Here is a 14,582-nt window from a genome sequence, read left to right on the forward strand (position 1 = left end):
CGTTCCCACTCGGCATCTGTCAGATCACCCCGCCCCATGTCCACATCAACGACCCGGACATCGAGTAGTCACGTGATCGGCCGGACAACTCCTAGGGCGGCATCGCGGATCGTTTGATCCTCGTCTGTGAGGAAGGGTTGGATGGCGTCATAAAGGGTCGGTCGAAGGGCACGGAACGCTTCAATGTCAGCGTCGTGCCCGTCAGGTGACTCTTCGTTGGCGTCCCAAGCGGTGCTGCCGAGCCAGTTCAGGAGACCGACGCGAAGGAGAAATCGCGGTTCCTCACCGAAGTCAGCGGCCTCCCATGGCCTCTGGTCAGTGACTTCGACGAGAGTCCGCGGATCCCCGAGAATCGCCGCCACGAACGATGCCGCCGGGGCCGTGGCGCTGTAGAAGGTGTTCGAATGCGTGACGGCTTGTTGCAGGTCACGGAGAGCAGCGCCCTGCTTGCCCGCGGAGGTGTCGAGGAGTTGTCGCAAGATCACAGGCGTCGCTGGCGCAACGTTCGGGCAGCAGTGCTCGACCGAGCTCCAGTCTGTCCGCAGCAGCAGCTCTTCCGGATCAACGGAACGGCCTTGCTGACTCTTCATGCTCATCGAGCGAGTGTGACAGCTGGCCAGTGCGTCACTGCACTCAGGTTCGGACGGCCTGATCGCGGCCTCGGTACTGGTGGGCTCGCGTATTCAACTGTCGCCGGTTCCCCGAGGAGCCCAGCCCGCTGGTGACCTTCCGTGATCCCCTGGGGCGTATCGGCTCCATGTTCCGCCGGTCTCGTTGCGGAGCCTGGTGGTGGTCTTGTCGTGGTAGCCGAGAGCGTCCGCGACGACGGGGGCTGGCAGTTCGACTCTACGCACAGCCCGTCACCCGCGTCACCACACTCACCACCGACGACGTCCTGACAGACGGCGATGAGACGCTGATCCGCCTCGGCGACCCGCCGATCCCTGTCCCCGAGCCCTTCGCCGCACTGCTACCCGACTACCTCGGAGCACGACCCAACCAGAACACCGCAGCGAATCCCGCCAGTTTTTGGCTCTTCCCCGGCCGCTGCGCGGGCCGACCAATGAACCCCGCAACGATCAGCGACGGACTACGCAAAGCCGGCGTCCCCGGGCTCGGCGGACGCATCGCCGCCCTGCGCCAGCTCGTCCACCAGGCCCCAGCCCCCGTTGTCGCCGGGATGCTCGGCTACCACGACACCACCACGACCCGCACCGCCGCCGAAACTGGCACTCCCTGGAGCCGATACGCCCCCGGCGACCACAGTCGGTAACAACTATCTGCGGGCTGTACCAGTCTCGGCCCCCAACGCCCCTGTCACACCACGGCGTCCCACAACTGGGTGGCCCTGTAGTCACACGCCCATTGCTGCGCCCGGGCGCCATCCGCGAGGCTGGAGTCCGCGATCTCCAGGCAGCGCAGCGTCTCCTCGTTGTAGATCACCAACGCGTCGCCCTTGAGCTCCACGTACCAGCGCATCACCGGCAGGTTCTCGCATGCCCACTGCTGCGCCCGTGCGCCGTCCTCGTAGCTGCCGTCCGCGATCTCCAGGCACTTGCCGCTGTTGACGTTGACGATGCGAAAGGTGTTGCCGCCCCCCTGCCGCTCGATCCGCCACCGCATCGTCGTCGAGCCCCCGTCGCACAACCACTGTTGGGCGCGGGCTCCGTTGGCGTGACTGCTGTCGGCGATCTCCAGGCACTTCCCGCTGCTGCGGTTCACGAGTAGCATCCCGTCGATCAGCGCCTCAGCCGGTGCTAGCGCCGGGGACGCCCCGGCGGGCACGGCCATCGACGGAACCACCGACAACCCCAACGCCACCGCCGCCGCGAGCCAAGCCTTGCGCATGTCGAATTCCTTCCCCACCCTCCGGCCACGGCCGGGATCTGTTGACGGACCCCCGATCTATAGCGCGCACGAACGGACCGGGTCACGGCCGAGCCGGGCCGATTCACCAGTACGGCGGCACGACTTCACCACATCTGGTCGGTCAGGCCACCGCCCGTCAGCAAGCCCAGTGAACGCGGTCGGCAAGTTGACGGTCAGGTCTTTGGTGATGACGCCCACCCGCACGAGAAGCCGCACTGACCTCTGCCCTCGAACTCCTCGACAGCGGCGCCGACCAGACCCATCGCGCCGAGAGGGCGTTGTCGGCGCCGTCCAGCAAGCGGCCGAGGCCGGATCGCCCTGGAGCCGATACGCCCCCGGAGCTCACGCGAACCGGAGACCAGACGTTCCAGCACGGTCACCCCGGGCAGCACCACCTTCTTGTCGGCCAGGCGCTTGGTGGCCAGGTCGAACAGCAGGGTCGGGCGCTCGGAGCCGATCCACGCCCGCTGGTACAGCCAGCGGACCAGCGCGAACCACTGGTCGAACTCGAACTTCGTGTACCCATACCCCTCGCGTATCTGCTCCTGGTGGTCCCAGCGGGCCTCTTTCCTGCCGTAGCCGGCGAACTCCGCCGGGTTCAGGCCCAGCTGCTCTGCGACGTAGTCGACCACGACACCGGGCACCTGTTCTGGGTTGTCCAGGAACGTCCCCAGATACCGGACGGTCCCGAGCTGGACCGCCCAGCCGATACGGTTCCGCGTGCCCTTGGCCGCCATCGCCCGGCGCCGGGCGGTCTGGTCGAGCAGAGAAGAACCGGTGAGCTGTCCCTCGTCCGGGTCCTCCGCGAACCGGCCGAAGCGCCGTCGTTGGTCCTCGCTCAGGAAGTTGGTGGGCACCGCGCGCTCCTTGATCGTTAACCTCCCTCGCGCGCGACGGTCTCAGCCTCTCCAACCGTTTGTTCGGCGATCTTCTATTCCGGCCCGGGTCATCACCGCATCTGGTAGGCGGACCGCCAGCTGCGGATACCGGGACCGCCTCTGGATGCGTCTGCTGCCTCGTTGGCCCTGTTCTCGTATAGCTACGGCGAAGTGGCAGGGAGCTCTCTGTAGTTAGAGCGGCACTCGGTCAGGGTGAGCGAGGCGGGATCCGGAATGCTGCGGACGCGGAGCGTGTCCTGGGACGCGGGCGGGGTGTTGGTCTGCGAGGACCGCCCACTCCTCATCCGTACGGCCGGGCACGGCCCGTCCGTCGGACTCCCACCGCGCGGCGAGCGCGGTGAAGAGAGGAGCAGGTTGAACTCGCGAAAGGCGGTGTCCAAGACCGCGTCGGGGGTGACCTGCTGGCCCTCGGGTGTACGGCGGATGGCGAGCTGGGCGGCGCAGCGGGCCATGATGGCCTCGCGCTCGGCGTCGTATCGATGGTTACCACGTCACGTGGAGCTGCGCAGGTCGGCGCAGGATCAGGCTGGTGGGGCGAGGTGCCGGCGTCGTGGCGGTGAGGGTGAGGCCGGGCAGTACGTGGGTCAGGGCCGTCAGGGCGTGGTGGGCGACGAGGCGCGTGTACTGGGCGCCCGGGCAGTAGTGGATCCCCGAGCCGAAGGTGAGCGTGGGAGGTGTGCCGGTGCGCTGGTGGTCGAAGGTGCGGGAGGCGTGGGTCTGGTGCGTCTCGTCGTGTCCGGCCGAGTGCATGAGCAGGAGCAGGCGGGCGCCTTGGGGGAGGCTGGTGTCCGCGAGGGTGACGGGGCGGGTGGTGGTGCGGAGCCATCCGATCAGGGGCGGGTCCAGGCGGAGGGTCTCCTCGATGGCTGCCGGGGCTTCGTGGGGGTGGTGGACGAGCCGGCGGTAGCCGTCGCCGGACAGGAGGTGGTGCAGGGCGGTGGTGATGAGCAGGGCGAGGGTCTCGGCGTTGGTGGTGAGGACCTCCATGAGGGTGGAGGCGATCTCGGCGTCGGTCAGGGGCGCGCCGTCCCGGTCGCGGTAGGCGATCCAGGCGCTCGTGAGGTCCTCCTCGGGCTGCTCGCGCCGCTGGGCGACCAGGCGCGTGCACAGGTTCCACAGGTCCACGACTGCCTGGCTGCAGCGCTGCTGGGCGGAGGGGGGTTGGAAGGACCACAGCAGGTCGGCCATGCCACGGGAGCCGTTGAGGACGCACTGCTCTTGTGCGAGGTCGATGCCGATGAGGTCGCTCATGATGCGCGAGGTCAGCCCGGTCGCGTAGTGGGCGGTGAGCTCTGCGGTGCGCTCGCGCCGGGCGGCGAGTGCGTCCGCTGCTTCGAGTGCCCGTTTTTCGACGGTGGCGTGCCAGGGGGCGAGCTGGCTTGCGCTGGTGGGCCAGACGGCGGTGAGGGCGTCGCGGTAGCGGGTGTGCAGGGGAGGGTCGGTGGAGGCGGCGACGGGGACGTCTTTGACGCCCGTGTAGATGCGGGCGGCTTCGGGGTCGGTGGGCTGGATGGGGTCGTAGCTGTGGGCGGGTGTGAAGGCACTGTGCCGGTCGCGCAGCACCTCGTCGATGTCCCGGTGTCGTGCGACGACCCACAGGTCGAGTTCGGGATCGTGGTAGATGGGGTGGTCGCTGCGCAGGTGCGCGTAGGCGTGGTGGTAGTCGCCGGCGCCGTGGTGGGCGATGGCGCCGGGGACGCGGGCAGGGCATTTGGAGTGGGGGACGGGTGGTGTCGTGGTCACGGGTTCCTCGGCTGAGGGGCGGGCTCGGGCGCGGGGTGTCAGCTGTGGCCTTCGTCGTGCAGCAGGCAGGCGAGGTAGCCGGTCTTTTCGGTGAGGAAGGTGAGCGTGTCGGCCAGAGCGGTGTCCATGGCGTCGGCGTAGGGGGCGCCGAACCGCTGCGCGACCAGGGCGCGATTGTCCTGGTAGATGCGTCCGTAGGAGTCGCAGGTCGGGCTGATGTGTTCGCTCAGGTCGTGGGCCTGGGCGAGACGGAGGCCGGCAGTGCGGATCTGCTCGAGGACCTGGTCGTGGGTGGGCAGGGGGCAGAAGGCGAAGGCGTCGCGGCACATGGCCAGCTCGGTGGGAGTTGCCGGCACGCGCTGCGTGTAGAAGGTCACCAGGAGCGGGGCGCCGGGCCGGGCCGCGCGGGCGAGCTCGCGCAGCCCTCTGACGGGGTCGTCGAGGTGGGGGAAGCAGTCCAGGGACCACGCGGCGTCGAATGCGGAGTCCTCGTAGGGGAGGTCCATGGCGTCGCCGTGGCCGAAGCGGACCTGATCGGCCATTCCCGAGGCGGCGGAGCGGCGTGTCGCTTCGGCGATCTGGGCGTGGCTGATGCTGCATCCGGTGACGCGGACGCCTCGCTCGCGGGCCGCGTAGAGGGCGGGGCTGCCGTGGCCGCAGCCGACGTCCAGCAGGTGCCGGCCCGGTTCGAGAGCGAGCAGGTCGCAGAAGAAGTCCGTCATACGGTCTTGTGCCCGGGTGGCGAGCCGCCGTGCGGGAAGCGGCTCCTGGAGGTCGCCGGGGTTGAACAGGCCGTAGTGGAAGCTGTCGCCGCTGATCAGCCTGCACAGCTCGTCGGAGGCCTCGTACCAGGCGGCGACCTCCGCGGAGGTCAGCGGCGTGACGGAGGAGGTGGTGGTCATGCGGTGGGCTCCTGCGGGGCGGTACGGGGGCGGGGACGGGCGGTGAGCATGACGGCGTCGTCGTTGAACCGGTCGGTTCCGCCGGCGAAGTGCTCGCGCAAGGGAGGCAGCAGCGCCTCGCGCAGCCGGTCGAGGCGAGGGTGTCCGGTGTTCCAGAACGCGGCCAGTACGTTCGCGGCGGCCTGGGCCTTGGCCTCGGCGCCTTCCTCAGGAAACACCACGTCGACGCGGGCGCGGGTGAAGGCGATGTCGTCGAAACCCCGCTCGGCCAGGACACGGGCCGCCAGACTGAGCAGGTAGCCCTGGTGGTCGAGAGGCTCACCGAGGAGGGGGGCGCAGGTCCGGTTCCACAGGTCGATCAGCTCGTTGTCCGGGGCGCCCTGGACCAGGACCACCTTCGCGTCGCGGTGCGTACGGTCCACCATGCGGGCCATCTCGGCAACAGCGGCCCCGGGGTCGTCGGTGTAGTGCAGCACCCAGGTCGCCACGACGGCATCGAACCTCCCGGCGGTGAAGGGGAGCTGCTCGGCCCGGCCCGGAAGAACCCGGACGCCGGAGGCTGCGAGCGGCCGCATGCTCTCCTCGCGCGCGGAGTGCGGCTCGACGGTGGTCACCGAGCCGAGGCGGGCGGCGATCTCCTTGACGACGGCACCGGTTCCGCCCCCGACGTCCAGCACACGCGTGTTGGCCGCGAGCGCGTCCACTACCAGCGCGACGTCCTGCCGCTCGAAGCGGGCCTCCATGCCGAGCCAGCCCTGCTCGCTCAGCTCGTGCGGTCCCCGGTAGGCGGCGGGAAGGGGGTAGGGGCCGGCCAGGGCGTGCGCAGGGGTGGCCGGCCCTGCGGGCTTGCGGGCGTGGATGAAGAGGTGCTCCTCGGCCCCCATGCCGGGGAAGTCGGGGTGGAACACGCTCAGCTGCTCGTGCTCGATCTCGAGACCGGCCTCCCGCAGCAGCCGTCCGTACGTTTCGGCGGGGTAGCTGGTGCAGCGGATGGTCTGGCCCATCCACTGGATCTCCTCGTCCTCGGCGTCGAAGGGGACGGTCGCGAAGACGAACAGGCCGCCGGGCGCCAGCCAGTCGGCGATGCGCGCGAGCGTGGCCTTCAGGTCCGCCCGCGGCATCTGCAGGAGCGGGAAGAAGGCGGTGACGGCGTCCCACTGCCCGGGTGCGTCGGGCAGCAAGCGGACGTCCGCCCGTTCGAAGCGGGCGTCGGGGACCTGTGTGCGGGCCAGGTCGACCATAGTCGCGGACACGTCGTAGCCGGTCACCCGGTGTCCGGCCGCCGCGAGCCGGTCGGCCGTGGGACGGCCGGTGCCGGAACCGATGTCCATCACCCTCGCCCGTTCGGGCAGCCGCGCCACCAGCCAGTCGAGGGACGCCAGTTGTTCGGGAAGGTGTGCGTACGTCTCCTCGTACACCTTCCCGAGGATGTCGAACGGCCGCGCGGCCCGTTCGGACGATTCGTCACCCTGCGGGGGGAACATCACGGCGTGCGTCGTCACAGTGGAGGCTCTCATTCCGGAGCTGGTGATCAAGCGAGCGGGCATGACACTACACTCCGGAGTCGATCCTGTACCAAACGTAGTGAGCCGAGGTGCGCTCCAGCGGCGTTCCGGCGCACTCGTCCATGCATCCGAGCGGAGAACCTCTCGTGACCACCACGGCGGAAAGCCCCCACGCTGCCTATTTCGCCTTCCGCGACCGGCTCCTGGGAGACCTGCGCACCACGGTCCTGGCCGGCGAGCAGCTGTGCGAGGCGGGCCGGCTCATCTACGGCCGCCCCGAAGGGCTCTCGCTCTACGGCATCCCCGCCCCGCGCATGGAGGCCGCGGGCATCCGGCTCCTGGGCCGCACGGCCATCGAGTGCTGCGTCGACGACTACGCGATCGCCGTGGCCGAAGCCCTGGCCGACCTGCACAGCTCCCGCCCCCACGACGCCGGAGCACCACTGCTCGTGGACCTGTTCTGCGGTTCGGGCAACTTCAGCCACCACCTCGGTACGCGGCTCGGCCTCACCGTCCACGCCGCCGAAAGCGACCCCGACGTCCATGACGCCGCCCGCCACAACCTCGAATGCGTAGGGGCCGACACCCGTCTCCACCTCGGCGACTACGGCGACCTTCTCGGCAAACTCCCAGCCCAAAGCGACCGGGACACTTACTTCGTCGAGCCCCCCTGGGGCCCAGCCTTCACCCCCGCCGGCCTCGACCTCACCCGCACCGCGCCCCCGGTGCCGCGCATCCTCGACGACATCATGCGCGCACGCGAGGGCCGCCCCTGCCTGGTCGCCATCAAGACCAACGACCAGATCGCGCACGACTCCCTGGCCCGCTCCTTCGCCGGAGCCGAGCATCTGCGCAGCATCACCCCGCCCCCGGCGCTGCCCCACGGCGCCAACATGCACTTCCACCTCTACCGTCTCGGTCCGGGCCCCCACGCCCGCAGCTGAGCACCCCGTCCACCCCCGCCCCAACCGATCAAGGAGCACCGCCATGAACCAGACCGTGACCAGCCGCTACGACCGCACCTTCGACCTCCTCGACGCCAACGCCAACGGAGTACTGGAGGAGAAGGACTTCACCATGATCGCGGAAAGGATCGTGGAGGCCACCGGAGTCGCCGGATCGGCCAAGGCGGAGGCGCTGCTGAAGGAATGGCGCCGCTGCTGGACCGTCCTGCGCCAGCACGCGGACACCAACTCCGACGGCGTCATCAGCCGCGAGGAATTCCACCAGGCGATGACCGGAGCCTACGGCGACCGGGCCGGACTCCAGGAGCGGCTCACCCCGGGGCTGGCAGCCGAATTCGCCGCCATGGACAGCGACGACGACGGCATCGCCACCATCGAGCAGTTCGAGGCCTTCCTCCTCGCCTTTGGCCTGGACCCCGCCCAGGCACGCGCCGCCCGCACCCTCCTCGACACCGACGGCGACGGCCGCATCACCCGCGAGGAGTACCTGAAGGGCTGGACCGACTTCCTCCTCGGCACCGAATCCGACACCCCCGTCGACGCTCTCCTGGGCACCTCGGCCTGACCCCTGCCTCCCAGCCCACCCGGCACGGCAGTGGCATTCCCGGCAAGCCCGAAAGACACCCGGCATTCAACCGCGGGCCGTCCGGCTGGCCAGCGATGCCACGAAAGGGTGCGACCGAGATACAGCCAGAGGAGCAATGAGATGATCACGGCCTCCTTCCGGTCGCCCCTGCGTCGGTGATGGTCACGCGTGCACCCGGTCGGTCGTGGAGGCCGGCGTGACCAGCACGGCCAGAAGGAGTCCGAGGGTGTCGGTGAGCAGGTGGCGCTTGCACCCATTGATCTTCTTCCCGGCGTCGTATCCCCGTGAAGCGAGGGTGACCGTGGCGTCCGCCTTCACCGACTGCGAGTCCACGACCGCCGCACTCGGCTCCGGACTGCGGCCCTCAGCCCGGCGGACGGCCTCGCGCAGCCGTTCATGCAGCTCGGCCACCAGCCCCGCATCCCGCCAGCGGGCGAAGAAGGCATACACGCGTGGCCGGGGCGGGAAGTCGGACGGCATCGCCCGCCACTTGATGCCGTTGTCGACGAGGTAGCGCACGGCATCGATCATCTGCCGGTGGCAGTAGCCCTCCGGACGGCCGCCCCGGCCCGCCAGCCACCCCGGCACCGGCAGCAGATCCCGCACCGACGCCCACTCGGCATCGCTCATGTCCGAGCCGTACCGGGGCCGACGCTCCGGCCGGTCATCCGCGTTCCCGAACCTATGGGCGAGACAGTCACACCCACGAGCGGCCGGACTGGACCCGGCAACCGCGACCGCGCGACACTTCGACAACAGGGCCTCTTGCTTCTCGCTGGACTCGACAACCGCGAGCTACCAAGAGGCCCTTCCTTCATGCCCCGACGACGGCCAACTCACCCGATCCAGGACCTCGTTCGAACCAGATCGAGCACACTAACGGATAGAGAACGGCCAGTCAGGCCGTGTTTTAGAAGTGGGTCATGTGCCTTGCCTCGCGCCGTGATGATCTCGGTGTGGGGCGAGGTGATCTTTCTGATGAGCAGTGGACGGTGCTGGAGCCGTTGCTGCCGGTGGTGGTGCTGGGCAGGCGGCCGACTGGCCGACGGAGGCTGATCGACGGGATCCGGTGGCGGGTACGGACCGGTGCTCCATGGAGGGATCTTCCGCAGGAATACGGGCCTTGGCAGACCGTCTACGGACTCTTCCGCCGCTGGCAGCGCGACGGCACCTGGCCGCTGTTGCTGACCAGACTCCAGTCCCAGGCGGACGCCGCCGGGCTCATCACCTGGGAGGTCAACGTCGACTCCCCGATCTGCCGGGCCCATCAACACGCCGCAGGCGCCCGCCGCAACGGCCAAGCCCAGAAAGAACCGCCGGGCGGAACCCTCACCGAACCCGACGACCATGCCCTCGGACGGTCCCGCGGTGGCTTCACTACGAAGGTCCACTTGGCCTGCGAGCAAGGCCAGCGTCCGCTGTCTGTGCTGGTCACCGCAGGGCAGCGGGGTGACAGCCCCCAGTTCACCGCCGTCCTGGAAGACATCCGCGTTCCCCGCATTGGCCCAGGCCGCCCTCGTGTCCGTCCACTGCGGGTGCGGGGCGACAGGGCCTACTCCTCCCGAGCCAACCGGGCCTACCTACGCAAACGCGGGATCCCCTGCACCATCCCGGAGCCGGCCAACCAGTCCGGCCACCGCAAGCGACGAGGGAAGGCCGGCGGACGGCCTCCGGCCTTCGACCGCGAGGACTACAAATGCCGTCACGCAGTGGAGTGCGGGATCAACCGTCTCAAGCACAACCGGGCGGTGGCCACCCGGATCGACAAGCTCGCGGTCCGCTTCGAGGCTACCGTCCTGGTCGCCGCGATCACTGAATGGCTGTGACCTGCTGAAGATGCCCCCACCCATGCCATGCTGACCGCAACCAGGTTGAGCAGGGCGAGGGGAGAGGCCGCCGATGGGGGCTCGTTACTACGGCGCCGACAGCGAGAACGGTGACCGGGTCGACGACCCGTCCGAGGACGCGCTGTTCATGCTGATCAGCGATCTCAACGACTCCGACAACACCTTCGTCGTCATCCAGCCCGACGAGGACGACCCGGTCTGGTTCGCCTCGGTGGCCGTCCTGGACGAGGGCGGCTACGAAATCGTCCGGCGCGACAGCACCCGCAACGAGCACGAGGTCACCTCGGCGACCAGCATCAACGACATCGCCCACGACCTCACCATCTGGACGGCCGCCCGCACCTTCCCCGGACGGCCAACCAACCAGGTCACCAACTTCTAAAACAGGGCCTAGAAACGTTGCTGGCGAGGTGGCCATCGGATTGCGGCCTCGCCTGGTGCGCCGGACATGGCCCCAGTCCCTCTCCTTCGGATTTTGCCGGGCGCGCGACGCCGGCCATCCCTCCCCCGCCCCTCGGGGGACCGGGGGATCCGCGCGCTGATACGACAAGAGCCGAAAGAGAAGCCTTAGATGGACCGACCCTCGGCCCAGGCGTCGGAGGGACGGACTTGTACAACCGGCCTTCGACACCGCACTGTTGGCCTGCATTCGTCCATACGGTCAGGAGTCCCAGCTTGTCCTCCCACACCCCCGCCCCCGCGCCCGCCCACGTCGTCGACCCCGCCGGCGGCTGCCCGCACGCCCTGAACGCCGACCTGCGGGCCCGGGGGCCCGTTGCGGACGTCGTCCTGCCCGGCGGGGTGCCCGCAGCGGTCGTCCTGGGACACGACGCGCTCAAGGAGTTCCTCTCCCACCCCGACGTGGCGAAGGACGCCCGCCACTGCCCGGCCCTGAACGACGGCACGATCCCCGCGGACTGGCCGCTACGGGTCTTCGCCAACGCCCAGGGCATGCACACCGCCGACGGCGCCGACCACCGCCGGCTGCGCTCCCTCGTCGGCAACGCCTTCACCGCCCGCCAGGTGGAGAGGCTGCGACCGCGCATCGAGGAGCTGACAGCCGGCCTCCTCGACGACCTCGGCCGAGCCGCCGCCGAGGACCCGGACGGCATCGCTGACCTGCGCACCCACTTCGCGCTCCCGCTCCCGATGAGCGTCATCTGCGAGCTGCTCGGCGTGGACCCCGAGCACCGCGGTCGGCTGCACGACCTCACCTACACGGTGATCATCGCCACCGACACCACCCCTGCGGAGGTGATGGCCGCCGTACGCGAGCTCGTCGAGCTGCTCGGCACGATCGCGGCCGCCCGCCGGGCCGCCCCCGGCGACGACCTGACCAGCGCCCTGATAGCCGCCCGCGAGGACGGCGGCGACCGGCTCAGCGAGGCCGAACTCATCGGCACGATGCGCCTGATGCTGGTCGCCGGCCACGAGACCACCCTCAACCTGATCAGCAATGCCGTACGGGCACTGTGCACCCACCGCGACCAGCTGGCGCTGGTTCTGGACGGCAAGGCCGCCTGGTCGGACGTGGTGGACGAGACCCTGCGCTGGGACGGCCCGGTCAGCTGGTTCCCCTTCCGTTACCCCACCCGCGACCTGGCCCTCGGCGGCACCGTAATCCCGCAGGGCACCCCGGTCCTCGCCGGCTACACCGCCGCCGGGCGCGACGAGGCCTTCCACGGCCCGGACGCCGACCGCTTCGACGTCACCCGGCCCGGCGCGGCCCGGCACCTCTCCTTCGGCCAGGGCGTGCACTACTGCGTGGGCGCCCCGCTCGCCCGCCTCGAGGCCACGATCGCCCTGGAACGGCTTTTCACCCGCTTCCCGGACCTCGACCTCGCCGTTCCCGAGGCCGAACTGCCCCGCCAGCGCAGCTTCATCGGCAACAGCGTCGAAGCACTCCCGGTCTACCCCGTGCGCCCGGTCCGACTCTCAGACACGTCTTCCCGCTGACCCCTGCCGGCCCGCGGCGGGCGGGGACAGTTGTGCGCTCAGCCAACCCAGCGCGTAGGGGTACATCCAGCACCAGGCCCGGAAGTTGTGATCGCCGGCGGGGCAGATGAGGGTTTTGACGCGGACCCCGCTGCCTCGCCGCGGCCGGGACGAACGCCTCTGGCAGATGCTCCCTCACCCAGGTGCCGTCCTACCGCCCGGGTCGGGCGAAGCGGATGACAAGGGCCTTGACTCCCCGGAGGGGGCGTGCGGTGGTGGCGCCCGGCGGAGGATGGGTGCTACTTCAGGCCGATTGCAGCGCAGTCCGCCTCGTACTTGGGGGTACAGATGTCCTTGACGGAGTAGACGCCGTCCGCGATCACTGTGTCCTTGATGCTGTCCCTAGTGAGTGCGACCACCGGCACGAGCATCGCGGGGATCTTCTTCTTGGTCGGGCTGTCGACCGTGTCGCGGGTCAGCGCGTCGAACCGGATGTCGCGGCCCTGGACCTTGTCCACCGCCATCTCCGCGGCATGGGTGGCCTCGTCCAGGAACGACTTGTACACCGTCATGTACTGCTCGCCCGAGACGACCCGTTGCACCGCGTCCAAGTTCGCGTCCTGCCCGGTCACCGGCGGAATCTTGGTGGCGCCCGCCTCCTTCAGCGCGTCGATGACGGCGCCCGCCATGCCGTCGTTGGCCGAGTAGACGGCGGCGATGTTGTTGAGGCCGATGGCCTGGATCGCCTTCTTCATGTTCGCCTTGGCGACTGCCGGCGACCATTTGTCGGTGTCGTACTCCTTGGCGATATGGACCTTGTCCTGGAGTTCGCTCAGGGCGCCCTCCTTGAACTTGGCCGTGTTCGGGTCCGCGGGGTCGCCGTTCATCATGACGATCTTGCTGGTTGCCGCCTTGCTGCCGAGCGCCTCGATGATGGCGCGGCCCTGGACCTCGCCGACGAGTTCGTTGTCGTGCGAGACGTACGCGTCGATCGGGCCCTGCGCGAGCCGGTCGTAGGCGATGACCGGTACGCCGGCGTCCTTCGCCTTCTGGACATCCGGCGCGATGGCCTTGGCGTCCAGCGCGTCCACCAGAACGATGTCCACCTTCTCGTCCACCATCTGCCGGAACTGCCGACTCTGCGTGGCCGGGCTCGCCTCGGCGTTTGCGTAGACGACCTTGCCCTTGCCGTGTGTGAGGGAGGCGACCCCTTTCTTGATGATGGGGTAATCGAACTTCTCGAAGCGCGCCGTGTCCTTGTCGGGCAGGAGCAGCCCCACCGTGATGTCGTCGCCCTTCTTCGGGGATGCGGAGCCGCCGCTCCCTCCGATGTCGTCGAAGGCGCCGCACGCGGTGAGCGTGAGAGCCGACGCGGAGGCGGTCAGGGCTATCGCGAAATGACGCACAGGGGTCCTGTAGGTGGTACGAGCGCTCACGTCAGGTGCCTTCCGAATGAGGGAGCATCATGGCAACCCAGTGACGGAAGCAAACGCGGAAACAACAAGAAACGTCAAGACGTAAGGACAACAAGACGGTTACGGCCCGCCGTTCACAACGCCCCTCGAAGACTGGCGGAACATCAATTCCTGCAGGTCAGAACGTATGCTGCTGGAAGCCATCAGGAACAGGCACTGAGGTGAACACCCAGTCCTCTCCGAGAACCTTCACGAGGTGGCGCAGGGTCCGCAGGTTGCCCCGCGCTTCCTGCACTGCCACGAAGTCGAAGCGGCGGATCATGGCGGCGACGATGTGCACGTCGGTGAAGTTCCGCTTCGGCGGTGACCAGACACGGCGGGGCCCATTGCCAGTGGTGGGCGTCAAGATGCCGATCTTGACAGCTTCCGCAGCACTGGTCGTGGTTGCCACCGCCTACACGCAGGCGGTCGAGGAAGCCGTCGGTGCGGCGGCCGCCTACTACGCAGCCGGCACCTCACCGCTGGACGACGACGCCTACGAGCTGCTCGTACGCGGGATCGCCGCGTGGGAGACCGAGCACCCGGACCAGGTGCTGCCTGACTCCCCCACCGGGAAGGTCGCCGGCGGCGCGGTCGAGGGCAATGTACCGCTGGCTGCCCGAGACACCGGCCGAACCGGTCACCCACTGCCCAGTTCGAGCATTGCCAACGAGGTGCGCATGGCTGCCGGCGGAGGGTTGTTCGCCAATCGCCGCAACGCGGCCGCCAGCACGCTTCGAGTCGTGGAGCGCGCCTACACGGCCCCGATGACGTTCCACGGCTAGGCAGTTTCGTTTGGATCATCTGCTCGTTGGTCTGGATGTGCCGTTGACTGACGCGCAGTGGGCGCGGATCGAGCCGTTGCTGCCGGACCGGA

The 14,582-nt window shown here is 69.1% G+C and carries 15 protein-coding genes and 1 pseudogene; 7 read left to right on the forward strand and 9 right to left on the reverse strand.

Features of this window, described 5'->3' with window-relative positions; all coding sequences use genetic code 11:
* Positions 1-68: 68 nt before the first annotated feature.
* Positions 69-596, reverse strand: a complete 528-nt coding sequence (locus tag ACWC5O_RS44100) for a hypothetical protein (protein WP_450592284.1) — start codon at positions 594-596, stop codon at positions 69-71.
* A 467-nt stretch (positions 597-1,063) separates the two neighbouring features.
* On the opposite strand from ACWC5O_RS44100, the gene ACWC5O_RS44105 reads away from it, so the two are divergent.
* Positions 1,064-1,273, forward strand: a complete 210-nt coding sequence (locus ACWC5O_RS44105) for a hypothetical protein (RefSeq protein ID WP_450592285.1) — start codon at positions 1,064-1,066, stop codon at positions 1,271-1,273.
* 44 nt (positions 1,274-1,317) lie between these two features.
* Here the strand turns inward: ACWC5O_RS44105 and ACWC5O_RS44110 are convergent, their stop codons facing one another.
* The 5 genes from ACWC5O_RS44110 to ACWC5O_RS44130 form a co-directional block, all read right to left on the reverse strand.
* Positions 1,318-1,848 (reverse strand): RICIN domain-containing protein, encoded by a 531-nt coding sequence (locus ACWC5O_RS44110; protein ID WP_450592287.1) that lies wholly within the window; start codon positions 1,846-1,848, stop codon positions 1,318-1,320.
* 194 nt (positions 1,849-2,042) lie between these two features.
* Positions 2,043-2,726 carry a DUF4158 domain-containing protein gene (locus tag ACWC5O_RS44115; protein ID WP_450592288.1) on the reverse strand — a complete coding sequence of 228 codons (684 nt, stop codon included), beginning with the start codon at positions 2,724-2,726 and terminating at the stop codon, positions 2,043-2,045.
* Positions 2,727-3,251: 525 nt separating this feature from the next.
* Positions 3,252-4,511, reverse strand: coding sequence for a cytochrome P450 (locus tag ACWC5O_RS44120; RefSeq protein ID WP_450592289.1), 1,260 nt, complete (start codon positions 4,509-4,511; stop codon positions 3,252-3,254).
* Positions 4,512-4,549: 38 nt separating this feature from the next.
* The gene (locus tag ACWC5O_RS44125) at positions 4,550-5,413 is read right to left on the reverse strand and encodes an SAM-dependent methyltransferase (RefSeq protein WP_450592290.1); all 864 of its coding nucleotides are present in this window, start codon (positions 5,411-5,413) and stop codon (positions 4,550-4,552) included.
* Positions 5,410-6,915, reverse strand: coding sequence for a methyltransferase domain-containing protein (locus ACWC5O_RS44130; protein WP_450592291.1), 1,506 nt, complete (start codon positions 6,913-6,915; stop codon positions 5,410-5,412). The genes ACWC5O_RS44125 and ACWC5O_RS44130 overlap by 4 nt, the downstream gene beginning before the upstream one ends.
* 149 nt (positions 6,916-7,064) lie before the next feature.
* On the opposite strand from ACWC5O_RS44130, the gene ACWC5O_RS44135 reads away from it, so the two are divergent.
* Together ACWC5O_RS44135 and ACWC5O_RS44140 are read left to right on the forward strand one after the other, a co-directional pair.
* Positions 7,065-7,862: a hypothetical protein gene (locus ACWC5O_RS44135; protein WP_450592293.1), complete on the forward strand. Its 798-nt coding sequence runs from the start codon at positions 7,065-7,067 to the stop codon at positions 7,860-7,862.
* A 43-nt stretch (positions 7,863-7,905) separates the two neighbouring features.
* A complete protein-coding gene (locus ACWC5O_RS44140; protein ID WP_450592295.1) occupies positions 7,906-8,448 on the forward strand; it encodes an EF-hand domain-containing protein in 543 nt (180 codons plus the stop codon).
* Between the two features lie 183 nt (positions 8,449-8,631).
* On the opposite strand, the gene ACWC5O_RS44145 is transcribed toward ACWC5O_RS44140, so the two are convergent.
* Complete coding sequence (locus ACWC5O_RS44145; protein WP_450592296.1) at positions 8,632-9,099, reverse strand: IS5 family transposase; 468 nt, start codon at positions 9,097-9,099, stop codon at positions 8,632-8,634.
* A gap of 326 nt (positions 9,100-9,425) precedes the next feature.
* Between ACWC5O_RS44145 and ACWC5O_RS44150 the strand changes: the two genes are divergently transcribed.
* From ACWC5O_RS44150 to ACWC5O_RS44160, 3 genes are all read left to right on the forward strand, one after another.
* On the forward strand, positions 9,426-10,295 hold the full coding sequence (locus ACWC5O_RS44150; protein ID WP_450592298.1) for an IS5 family transposase: 870 nt from the start codon (positions 9,426-9,428) through the stop codon (positions 10,293-10,295).
* Positions 10,296-10,368: 73 nt separating this feature from the next.
* The gene (locus ACWC5O_RS44155; RefSeq protein ID WP_450592299.1) at positions 10,369-10,698 is read left to right on the forward strand and encodes a hypothetical protein; all 330 of its coding nucleotides are present in this window, start codon (positions 10,369-10,371) and stop codon (positions 10,696-10,698) included.
* Positions 10,699-10,991: 293 nt separating this feature from the next.
* Positions 10,992-12,272 (forward strand): cytochrome P450 family protein, encoded by a 1,281-nt coding sequence (locus tag ACWC5O_RS44160; protein WP_450592301.1) that lies wholly within the window; start codon positions 10,992-10,994, stop codon positions 12,270-12,272.
* Between the two features lie 278 nt (positions 12,273-12,550).
* Here ACWC5O_RS44160 and ACWC5O_RS44165 read toward each other — a convergent pair whose 3' ends face one another.
* Both ACWC5O_RS44165 and ACWC5O_RS44170 read right to left on the reverse strand, forming a co-directional pair.
* On the reverse strand, positions 12,551-13,657 hold the full coding sequence (locus tag ACWC5O_RS44165) for a sugar ABC transporter substrate-binding protein (RefSeq protein ID WP_450592305.1): 1,107 nt from the start codon (positions 13,655-13,657) through the stop codon (positions 12,551-12,553).
* Between the two features lie 187 nt (positions 13,658-13,844).
* Entirely contained in the window at positions 13,845-14,006 is a 162-nt protein-coding gene (locus tag ACWC5O_RS44170; protein ID WP_450592303.1) for a hypothetical protein, read from the reverse strand.
* A 67-nt stretch (positions 14,007-14,073) separates the two neighbouring features.
* On the opposite strand from ACWC5O_RS44170, the pseudogene ACWC5O_RS44175 reads away from it, so the two are divergent.
* Positions 14,074-14,487: pseudogene (locus ACWC5O_RS44175) on the forward strand (hypothetical protein); the annotation flags it as partial.
* Between the last annotated feature and the right edge of the window lie 95 nt (positions 14,488-14,582).

The sequence above is a fragment of the Streptomyces sp. NPDC001450 genome (assembly GCF_053597295.1).

Coding starts and splice junctions, on each gene's coding strand:
- ACWC5O_RS44100 (WP_450592284.1), bottom strand. CDS start 596: ATGAGCATGAAGAGTCAGCAAGGCCGTTCCGTTGATCCGGAAGAGCTG.
- ACWC5O_RS44105 (WP_450592285.1), top strand. CDS start 1,064: ATGAACCCCGCAACGATCAGCGACGGACTACGCAAAGCCGGCGTCCCC.
- ACWC5O_RS44110 (WP_450592287.1), bottom strand. CDS start 1,848: ATGCGCAAGGCTTGGCTCGCGGCGGCGGTGGCGTTGGGGTTGTCGGTG.
- ACWC5O_RS44125 (WP_450592290.1), bottom strand. CDS start 5,413: ATGACCACCACCTCCTCCGTCACGCCGCTGACCTCCGCGGAGGTCGCC.
- ACWC5O_RS44140 (WP_450592295.1), top strand. CDS start 7,906: ATGAACCAGACCGTGACCAGCCGCTACGACCGCACCTTCGACCTCCTC.
- ACWC5O_RS44145 (WP_450592296.1), bottom strand. CDS start 9,099: ATGAGCGATGCCGAGTGGGCGTCGGTGCGGGATCTGCTGCCGGTGCCG.
- ACWC5O_RS44155 (WP_450592299.1), top strand. CDS start 10,369: ATGGGGGCTCGTTACTACGGCGCCGACAGCGAGAACGGTGACCGGGTC.